This is a genomic window from Pseudomonas guariconensis (assembly GCF_900102675.1).
GTDB classification, from domain to species: Bacteria; Pseudomonadota; Gammaproteobacteria; order Pseudomonadales; family Pseudomonadaceae; genus Aquipseudomonas; species Aquipseudomonas guariconensis.
On the sequence record NZ_FMYX01000013.1, the window covers coordinates 160,926 to 170,141 of the forward strand.

General features: G+C 62.3%; 9 protein-coding genes and 1 pseudogene. 6 read left to right on the forward strand and 4 right to left on the reverse strand.

Annotated elements, in window-relative coordinates; translation table 11 throughout:
- Window positions 1-77: 77 nt before the first annotated feature.
- Window positions 78-1,403, forward strand: coding sequence for a sigma-54 dependent transcriptional regulator (locus BLS27_RS20080; protein WP_043212396.1), 1,326 nt, complete (start codon window positions 78-80; stop codon window positions 1,401-1,403).
- Window positions 1,404-1,406: 3 nt separating this feature from the next.
- Here the strand turns inward: BLS27_RS20080 and mrdA are convergent, their stop codons facing one another.
- Window positions 1,407-3,299 carry a penicillin-binding protein 2 gene (mrdA, locus tag BLS27_RS20085; RefSeq protein WP_090346575.1) on the reverse strand — a complete coding sequence of 631 codons (1,893 nt, stop codon included), beginning with the start codon at window positions 3,297-3,299 and terminating at the stop codon, window positions 1,407-1,409.
- Window positions 3,300-3,639: 340 nt separating this feature from the next.
- Between mrdA and BLS27_RS20090 the strand changes: the two genes are divergently transcribed.
- The 3 genes from BLS27_RS20090 (at window position 3,640) to BLS27_RS20100 (ending at window position 6,014) form a co-directional block, all read left to right on the forward strand.
- On the forward strand, window positions 3,640-4,113 hold the full coding sequence (locus BLS27_RS20090) for a cysteine hydrolase family protein (protein ID WP_090346577.1): 474 nt from the start codon (window positions 3,640-3,642) through the stop codon (window positions 4,111-4,113).
- 156 nt (window positions 4,114-4,269) lie between these two features.
- Window positions 4,270-4,704 carry a MerR family transcriptional regulator gene (locus tag BLS27_RS20095; protein WP_090346580.1) on the forward strand — a complete coding sequence of 145 codons (435 nt, stop codon included), beginning with the start codon at window positions 4,270-4,272 and terminating at the stop codon, window positions 4,702-4,704.
- Window positions 4,705-4,787: 83 nt separating this feature from the next.
- Window positions 4,788-6,014, forward strand: a complete 1,227-nt coding sequence (locus BLS27_RS20100; protein ID WP_043212400.1) for an NADH:flavin oxidoreductase/NADH oxidase family protein — start codon at window positions 4,788-4,790, stop codon at window positions 6,012-6,014.
- Window positions 6,015-6,071: 57 nt separating this feature from the next.
- Here BLS27_RS20100 and BLS27_RS20105 read toward each other — a convergent pair whose 3' ends face one another.
- The 3 genes from BLS27_RS20105 to BLS27_RS20115 all read right to left on the reverse strand — a co-directional run bounded on the left by BLS27_RS20105 (window position 6,072) and on the right by BLS27_RS20115 (window position 7,800).
- Window positions 6,072-6,323 (reverse strand): MoaD/ThiS family protein, encoded by a 252-nt coding sequence (locus tag BLS27_RS20105; protein WP_043212402.1) that lies wholly within the window; start codon window positions 6,321-6,323, stop codon window positions 6,072-6,074.
- Window positions 6,320-6,820, reverse strand: a complete 501-nt coding sequence (gene moaC, locus BLS27_RS20110) for a cyclic pyranopterin monophosphate synthase MoaC (RefSeq protein ID WP_090346583.1) — start codon at window positions 6,818-6,820, stop codon at window positions 6,320-6,322. The genes BLS27_RS20105 and moaC overlap by 4 nt, the downstream gene beginning before the upstream one ends.
- Before the next feature lie 65 nt (window positions 6,821-6,885).
- A complete protein-coding gene (locus BLS27_RS20115; protein ID WP_043212406.1) occupies window positions 6,886-7,800 on the reverse strand; it encodes a LysR family transcriptional regulator in 915 nt (304 codons plus the stop codon).
- A gap of 296 nt (window positions 7,801-8,096) precedes the next feature.
- Between BLS27_RS20115 and moaB the strand changes: the two genes are divergently transcribed.
- Together moaB and BLS27_RS20125 are read left to right on the forward strand one after the other, a co-directional pair.
- Window positions 8,097-8,636 (forward strand): molybdenum cofactor biosynthesis protein B, encoded by a 540-nt coding sequence (gene moaB, locus BLS27_RS20120; RefSeq protein WP_090346587.1) that lies wholly within the window; start codon window positions 8,097-8,099, stop codon window positions 8,634-8,636.
- Window positions 8,637-8,982: 346 nt separating this feature from the next.
- Window positions 8,983-9,216, forward strand: a pseudogene (locus BLS27_RS20125) (CbbBc protein); the annotation flags it as partial.

Below are 9,216 nucleotides of genomic sequence, written 5' to 3' on the forward strand. Positions count from 1 at the left end.
CATTGCTACTGTTAATTCGGACGTTGCAACTTACTGTTTCTACATGAAAAACCAACTATTGGCGTCAAGGAACAGTCATGCTCGAACCGACCACCCAACGCCGTCTGCTGATCGTCGATCCCTGCGACGATTGCCACCGTCTACTACCGGGCTTGCGCAGCGTCGGCTGGGCTGTGCATAGCTGTTCGCTGACCTCGGCGCTTGAGCATCCGTGCGATGTCGGCTTGTTGCGCTTGCAGGCCACGCATTTGCGTCATCCCGATGCCGTCAAGGACCTGATCGCCCGCAGCAATACCGAATGGATCGCCGTGCTCAGCCCCGAGCAACTGCGCATGCAGAACGTCGGTGACTTCGTTTGTGAGTGGTTCTTCGATTTCCACACCTTGCCGTTCGACGTGTCGCGTGTGCAGGTCACGCTCGGGCGCGCCTTCGGCATGGCCCGTTTGCGCGGCAAGGGCACCGTCCGGGTGGATGAACCGACCCATGAACTGTTGGGTGAAAGCCGGCCGATCCGCGAACTGCGCAAGTTACTGGGCAAGCTGGCACCGACCGAGTCGCCGGTGCTGATCCGCGGCGAAAGCGGCACCGGCAAGGAATTGGTGGCGCGTACCCTGCACCGGCAATCCCAGCGCAGCGACAAACCGTTCGTCGCCATCAACTGCGGCGCGATCCCCGAGCACTTGATCCAGTCCGAACTGTTCGGCCATGAAAAGGGCGCGTTCACCGGCGCCCATCAGCGCAAGGTGGGGCGTATCGAGGCCGCCAATGGCGGGACATTGTTCCTCGACGAAATTGGCGACCTGCCTTTGGAGCTGCAGGCCAACCTGTTGCGCTTTCTGCAGGAAAAACACATCGAGCGGGTCGGCGGCGACCAACCGATCCCGGTGGATGTGCGCGTTCTGGCGGCTACCCACGTTGACTTGGAAAAGGCCATCGTGCAGGGGCGCTTTCGCGAGGACCTCTATTACCGGCTCAATGTCCTGCAGGTGATCACCGCGCCGCTGCGTGACCGCCACGGCGACTTGTCGATGCTGGCCAGCCATTTCGCGCATTTCTACAGCCTGGAGACCGGACGCCGGCCTCGCTCGTTCAGCGACCGCGCCCTGGCGGCCATGGGCCGGCACGACTGGCCGGGCAATGTGCGGGAGCTGGCCAACCGGGTGCGTCGCGGCTTGGTGCTGGCCGAGGGCCGACAGATCGAGGCACAGGACCTGGGGCTGCAGATGATCGAGCAGGACGAGCAGTTACTGGGCACTTTGGAAGACTACAAGCACCGGGCCGAGCGCCAGGCGCTTTCGGATGTGCTCGATCGGCACAGCGACAACCTCAGTGTCGCGGCCAAGGTGCTGGGGATTTCCAGGCCTACGTTCTACCGCTTGCTGCACAAGCATCAGATTCGCTGACGCTCAGGCGTGGGGCACCGCGGGCTGGCCCGTGCCGCCAGCGTACTGCACCTTTAAATGGCCCTGGTCGTCGAGCAGCCAGGCATCCATGACTTCGCGCACCACAGGCCCGGCCACCCGGCCACCGGCTTCGCCGTTCTCGATCATCACCGCCACCACGATACTGGGGTGCTCGGCCGGTGCGAAACCGACGAACAGGGCATTGTCCCGGTGACGTTCGAGGGTCTTGTCGCGGTTGTAGCGCTCGCCCTGACGGATCGCCACCACCTGCGCGGTGCCGCTCTTGCCCGCGATGCGGTACTGGGCCCCGGCTGCCGCAGCGCGGGCGATCCCGCGTGGGTCGTGCATGACCATCTGCATGCCGGTGTTGACTTGGTCCCAGGCGTGCTTGTCGTGCAGCACGATGTCCGGCATCGGGTGCGGGTCCACGGGCGCCTGGCCTCCTACACTCAGCGCCAGGTGCGGACGATGCCACACGCCTTTGCTGGCCAGCAGGCTGGTGGCCTGTGCCAGTTGCAGTGGGGTGACCTGCATGTAGCCCTGGCCGATCCCGAGGATCAAGGTCTCGCCAGGGAACCAGGCCTGGCGGCGGGTGGCGCGCTTCCAGGCCGGGGAGGGCATCAGGCCCGGTGCCTCCTCGAACATGTCCAGGGAGACCTTTTGGCCCAGCCCGAACTCGGCCATGTAGTCATGCAGGCGCTCGATGCCCAGCTTGTGTGCCAGGTCGTAAAAGTAGGTGTCGTTGGACCGCATGATCGCGCTGTACATGTCCACCCAGCCATCGCCGCTGCGGTTCCAGTTGCGGTACTTGTGGTCGTAGTTGGGCAGCGTGTAGTAACCCGGGTCGAAGACGCGGCTGGCGGGGGTGATCACGCCACTGTCCAGGCCGGCGATGGCCACTTCCGGCTTGACCGTCGAGCCTGGCGCATACAGACCGCGCAGCACACGGTTGAACAGTGGTCGATCGATCGAGTCGCGCAAGGCGGCGTACTGCTTGAAGCTGATGCCCTTGACGAACAGGTTGGGGTCGAACGCCGGATTGCTCACCATCGCCAGGACATCGCCCGTGGCCGGGTCCAGCGCCACCACTGCGCCACGACGCTCGCCGAGCGCTTTTTCGGCCGCTTGCTGCAGATGGGCGTCCAAGGTCAGGACCAAGTCCTTGCCCGGTATCGGATCCTGGTGGCGCAGCACCCGCATGACCCGGCCCTGGGCGTTGGTCTCGACTTCTTCATAGCCCACGTGGCCATGGAGCTGGTCTTCGTAGAAGCGCTCAATGCCGGTCTTGCCGATTGACTGAGTGCCGCGATACTCGGTGTTGTCGAGGGTCTTGGCTTCTTTTTCGTTGATACGCCCGACATAACCCACCGAGTGGGCGAAGTGCTCGCCCAACGGGTACTCACGGATGAACTGCGCCTCCACGTCCAGGCCCGGCAGGCGGAACTGATTGACCGCGATCAGCGCGATCTGCTCTTCGGACAGGCCGAACATCAGCGTCACCGGCTCGAACGGTTTGCGGCCCCGGCGCAGGTCCTTGTCGAATTGCTTGCGCTCGTCCTCGCCCAGGCCCAGCACCTGGGCCAGGGTATCGAGCACCTGGGCGCTGTCGCCTGCGCGCTCGCGAGTCATGGTCAGGTTGAAGCTGGGTTTGTTGTCAGCCAGCACCACGCCGTTGCGGTCGTAGATCAACCCGCGCTCCGGCGGGATGGGCAGCACGTGCACGCGGTTGTTTTCCGACACTGCGGTTTGCTGGTCGTGTTGCAGCACCTGCAACACATACAGCCGGCCCACCAGCACCACCACCAGGCTCATCACCAGCGTCGCACAGGCCAGCAGCCTGCGATTGACCAGGTGTTTTTCCTTTTCGTGGTCCTTCAAGGGAATCGGTTGGGGCATCGGAAGCTCTGGTGATCGGGAGAGGGCTGCGCGAGGGCGGGCGATGCTACGCAACGGGGGAAGGAGGCTCAAGATACTCTCGGGCAGCGAGCCGCTGCGAAACCGCTGATCTGCCCGGTGGCAGGCGCCTGCGCGAAACATGAAGATTCGTTCACATGACCAGAGGCGGCCCCTGCGAACGCGTGTGGCCCCTCACAGCGGCGACTTGAGAGGTCGTTGCCCGTGCCGGTTAACCAGGGCTGTAGGGTGGGCGACAAAGTTTGCGATGGGCTGCACGGAAGCGCCCGAACGCGTTCGGACGATATACTCGGCGCTTTTCACATCGCGCTAGGAAATGCCCATGGAGCAGGTGCTGCTCATTGTCGACGTCCAGTCCACGTTCAACCCGCCGGAATGGCTCATCGATCGCATCCGACATTTGTCAGCGAAGATTCCCACTGTCGCGTCCATCGAGCTGCATGACGAGCAGGTCACGCCGTTTCACCGTCAGCTCGGCTGGCACCCGGCGGCCGAAGACGAGAGCCTGATCGAGGCCGATGAAGTCTTCATCAAGCATGGCTATGGGCAAACGCCCGCAACGATCGAATACCTCAAGCGCCTGGGCGTCGACCGGGTCCTGGTCTGCGGCTTGCAGACAGAAACCTGCGTGCTGGCTGCGGGCTTCGCGCTGTTCGATGCAGGGCTGAGCCCGACGCTGATCACCGACTTGACCGTAGGCTCGACCCTGGACCGGTCTGGCCAACTGGGCATCGACCTGTGGAAGCACCACTTCGGCCAAGTGACTACCGCAGCTGAGGTCATTGCAGGTCTCTAGGCGCTGCTCGAAGGTATCCACGCGGGCCCTCACTGCGTTGAAAGGATTGTTCATTTACCTTCGTGCGGACACATTTCAGACACCAAGATCCGCTTGGCCCATCGTCCGCCTGAGGATTAAAGTGAGCTTCAAGGTCCATCCATCACAAGGTGCTTCATGAAAATTGGCGAGTTGGCGAAGATCACCGGCCTGGCGCCATCGCGCATTCGTTTCTATGAGGCGAGTGGGTTGATCCAAGCCGTCGAGCGCAAGGCCAACGGTTACCGTGACTACGACGCTGACGCCGTCTGGGTGCTGGAGATGATCACCAGCGCCCAGGCAGCGGGTTTCACCTTGGAGCAGATCCGCCATCTGATGCCCGTCAACGCCAACGGCTGGCGCCATGATGAACTGCTCGACGGGCTCAAGCGCAAGGTCGAGGAAATCGAGGCGCTGCAACAACAGTTGGCGCGCAACAAGGCGCAACTGCTGCTGGTGATCGATGGCGTCCAGAGCAAGCCCGAAGGCATGGCATGCGCGGACAACACACAGCGCGTACTCATCCAGTTGCGTGAGGACATGGCCGTCAACAAGTCTGACATCGAGCGCTAATCGACTTCGTCCTCCATCTGGGTATTGACCTTAAAGTTGGCTTTAAGGATATCGTCGCTGGCACCGTCCAATGAGGTGCCGCTATGAACGCCTTCACCCCCCTCGTACTGCCTAACGGCTCCACCCTCGCAAACCGGATCGCCAAGGCGGCCATGGAAGAAAACATGGCCGATGCCGACCACGCGCCATCTGCTCGATTGATGCGCCTGTACCAGGCGTGGGCGGAGGGTGGCGCAGGCCTGCTCATCAGCGGCAATGTGATGGTCGACTCCCGCGCCATGACGGGCCCCGGTGGTGTCGTTCTGGAAGATGAACTGCACCTGGAGCGGTTCCGGCAGTGGGCGCGCATCGGGCAGGCGCAGGGGGCGCAGTTCTGGCTGCAGATCAACCACCCCGGCCGCCAGATGCCGGCCAACCTTGGTCAGGCGACCTGGGCGCCTTCGGCCGTGGCGCTGGAACTGGGCACGATGTCCCGGCATTTCAGCAAGCCCCAGGCCATGACGACGCAGGTCATCGAGGACATCATCCGGCGTTTTGCCCGAAGCGCGCAGTTGGCAGAGCAGGCGGGCTTTACCGGCGTGCAGATTCACGCCGCCCATGGCTACCTGCTCAGCCAGTTCCTTTCGCCGTTGACCAACCAGCGTACCGACCAATGGGGCGGCGCCCTCGAGAACCGCGCGCGCCTGTTGCTGGAGATCGTCAAGGCTGTGCGGGCTGCGGTGTCGCCAGGCTTTGCCGTCGCGGTAAAGCTCAATTCGGCTGACTTCCAGCGCGGCGGCTTCAGTGCCGACGATGCCAAAGAGGTCGTGGGCTTGCTCAACCCACTGGGCATCGATCTTGTCGAGCTTTCCGGCGGTAGCTATGAAGCCCCAGCCATGCAAGGCCAGGCGCGGGATGGCCGCACATTGGCGCGGGAGGCCTACTTTTTGGAATTCGCCCGCGAGATTCGCGAAGTGGCGAGGATGCCGGTCATGGTGACCGGCGGTATCCGCCGGCTGCCGGTTGCAGAACAGGTGATCGACAGTGGCGTCGACATGGTCGGCATCGGCACGGCGCTGGCGATCGACCCTGCCTTGCCGCGTGATTGGCAGGCGGGGCAGCTCAGCGCCCCGCAACTGCCGGCGATCACCTGGAAGAACAAAGCGCTTGCCTCGTTGGCCAACATGGCGGTGGTCAAGTATCAGTTGAACAAGCTTGCCCGGGGCAAGGCGACTGATCCTGCGGTGGCGCCGGGTTGGGCGTTGCTCGTGCAGCAACTGGCCAATGCCCTGCGCGCTCGCCAGTACCGGCGCAGGATGGCGAGCCGGTGAGTGTGGGCAGCCGGGTCATTTAAGCGCCGGCTGCATGGCGGCGTGGGCGTCCCCGCACTAACCCCCGGTGACCGGCGGGAAGAACGCCACGTCGTCGCCATCGTGCAACGGCTCATCCAGGTCACAGAGCGCCTCGTTGCGCGCACACATCAGGCCTGAATGCCCCAGCGTCGTGGTCCAGGGTTCACCGCGCTCGGCCAGCCGGTCCCGCAGATCGCGCAGGCTGGCCAGCGCGGGTGTCCAAGGCAGCGATTCGCTGTCAATGCCCAACTGCTCCCTAAAGCGTGCGAAGTACTGAAGCCGGATCACGGCAGCGCCTCCAGACGATAGGTACCGGAACGTCCGCCGGATTTCCTGAGCAGGCGCACCCAGTCGATCTGCATGCTGCGATCGACGGCCTTGCACATGTCATAAAGGGTCAGCGCCGCGACACTCGCTGCGGTCAAGGCCTCCATTTCCACACCGGTGACGCCCTTGAGGCTGCAGGTGGCGATGATGCGCACCGAGTCCGGGTTGACCGCCTTGATCTCCACGCTGACCGCCGTCAACAGCAACGGATGGCACAGCGGGATCAGCTCGTGGGTACGCTTGGCGGCCATGATGCCGGCGATGCGCGACACCGCGAAGACATCGCCCTTGGGGTGACCTGCGGTGACGATCAGGTTGAGGGTTTCAGGCTTCATCCGCACCCAGGCTTCGGCGGTGGCCTGGCGGTGCGTTTCGGATTTGTCGGTGACATCGACCATCTGGGCGTTGCCGCGCGTGTCCAGGTGGGTCAAGGAAGGCGAGTCGACGGTGGGGGGCATTGGGGCTCCGGGGCATGCTGACATGCCGGCTGAGGGCAGGCTCGAGGACGCTGTCTGTCGGGTGGTCAGGCTTTCTGGCCAATGGCCGGGGGCGGGCTCGGCGTGAGCAAGTCCCGGGCCTGGGCGAAGCATTTTTCCGCCAGCGCCGAGCGTGGCTCGTTGCGGCGCAGCAGCAGGCCGACCGGTGCATGGATGTTGGCGCTGGCGATGGGGATGATGCGGATATGTTCACTCAGCTCCTCCAGCCCATCGTCGAGCGGCATGATGGCGCAGCACAGCCCGGCGCAGACGGCCTGGATCAACTGATAGGTCGAATCGCTTTCAAGCACGGGGGTTGGGTGCAGGCCGCGGCTGCGCAAGCTCAAATCCAGCGATTGGCGGTAGTGCATGCCTTGGGAGAGCAAGCCAAGCGGTAACCCGGCGAGCGTTTCCCAAGGTAATTCGGGCCCGTCGAAGCGAAAATGCCGGGTGTCGTACAGCAAGCCCATGCGGGTGGCGCCCAGCTCGATGATCTCGAAATAACTGCTGTTGACCCGATCGAGGTAGCAGATGCCCAGGTCAAGCTGGTTACGGCTCAGGCCATCGATCACCTGTTCGGAGCTGAGCGATGACAGCTGGACGGTGAGTTCGGTGTACTGCGCGAGCAGCGGCTTGAGCAACTGCATGGCATTGAAGCTCGACAGCGGCACCATGCCGATGCGCAGGCTACCGACGATCTGTCCACGGCAATTGGCGGCTTCGCTCTGCAGGCCGTCATAGGCGGCTAACAGGGTGCGCGTCCAGGCCAGAATCCGTTCGCCCGCCTCGGTGAACCCTTCGAATCGCTGGCTACGAGTCACCAGCACCAAGCCCAACTCGTCCTCCAGGTTGCGCAGGCGCATCGAGAGGGTCGGCTGGGTGATATGGCACAGCGCAGCGGCCTGGCCAAAGTGCCGGGTCTGATCCAGCGCAATTAGAAATTTAAGTTGTTTGATATCCATCGCTCGCCCTGCAAACACATGAGTCGTATCGGAGGTGTGTTGCATTGAACCGATCGTTTACCTGTTGACGCTGGCAGTCAGTGTGTTGAGAAGGGTCGAAACCCTGTGGCGGCGAAAAGTAAAATGAAAGAACAAGAGTGTCCAATGGGAATTTACGAACACCTGATAGATCCTGCTGATCAGCAGACGATGATAGGCGATATCGATAATGCAGTATGAATTATTGATTGGACGAACAGGGGCGGGCGCTCTAGTTTCTCGCGAATGACGGCCCCTGTTTAGTTAGAGTGTTCACGATGAGTTCAAAACCCACTGCGCAATTTATTCCTCTGAATGTCGCCGTGTTGACGGTCAGCGATACCCGGACGTTCGAAACCGATACATCCGGCGAGTTGCTGGCCTCGCGCGCGGTGGAAATGGGGCATCGATTGGTGGCTCGAACCTTGCTCAAGGATGACCTCTATCGGATTCGAGCCCAGGTCGCAGGCTGGATCGCTGACGATCAGGTGCAGGTGGTATTGATCACCGGCGGCACCGGCTTCACCGGGCGTGACAGTACCCCAGAGGCGGTGGCTTGTCTGCTGGACAAGCACATCGAAGGCTTTGGCGAGCTGTTCAGAGCCCTGTCGATCCTGGATATCGGCACCTCGACGGTGCAGAGCCGCGCGCTGGCAGGGCTGGCCAACGGCACGCTGGTGTGTTGCCTGCCGGGCTCCACCGGGGCCTGCCGTACGGCCTGGGAGGGGATTTTGGTGGAGCAGCTGGATTCGCGGCATCGGCCGTGCAATTTCGTGCCGCACCTAAAGGCCGCCGAGCGTTGCGGCTCGCGGCAGTGAGCCCGAGCCTGCAAGGGCGGATTACCCGCAAAAACGAATGGGCTCGCAACGAAACTTAATTAATGGCCTCTTTAACTGATGCAACGCTCTCGAGCGTGTGATTGTTTTTTATTAATACGTGATCAATAGCGTCGATCACACCCGGAAAGTTCGCGGGGATAAAGCCCTGGCGGCAGTGATAGATAAACCTGATCATGTCGTCATTACTTTTGATTTGACGGAGGGTGGCGGCAAAAATAGTCTGCTGCTGTCAAAGTTTGAAGTGTGTTTTTCAACTTCTGTACGTGAGTTGAACGTGAGCGCTTCAATTCGATCTCCCGCCGAGTATCAATCAAAGGGTAGCCCGATGAGCGAAGAAGAACATATCAGAAGTTACAACGGCCCGGCCGCCGGTTGGGGCGCGCTCAAGAGCGTGACCAAGGCCTGGCTGGGCAGCGAGAATGCCTTCAAGAACCTGCGCATGATGCTCAAGACCAACCAGAACAGCGGCTTCGACTGCCCCGGTTGTGCCTGGGGCGAATCGCCGGGAAGCGACATGGTCAAGTTCTGCGAGAACGGTGCCAAGGCGGTCAACTGGGAG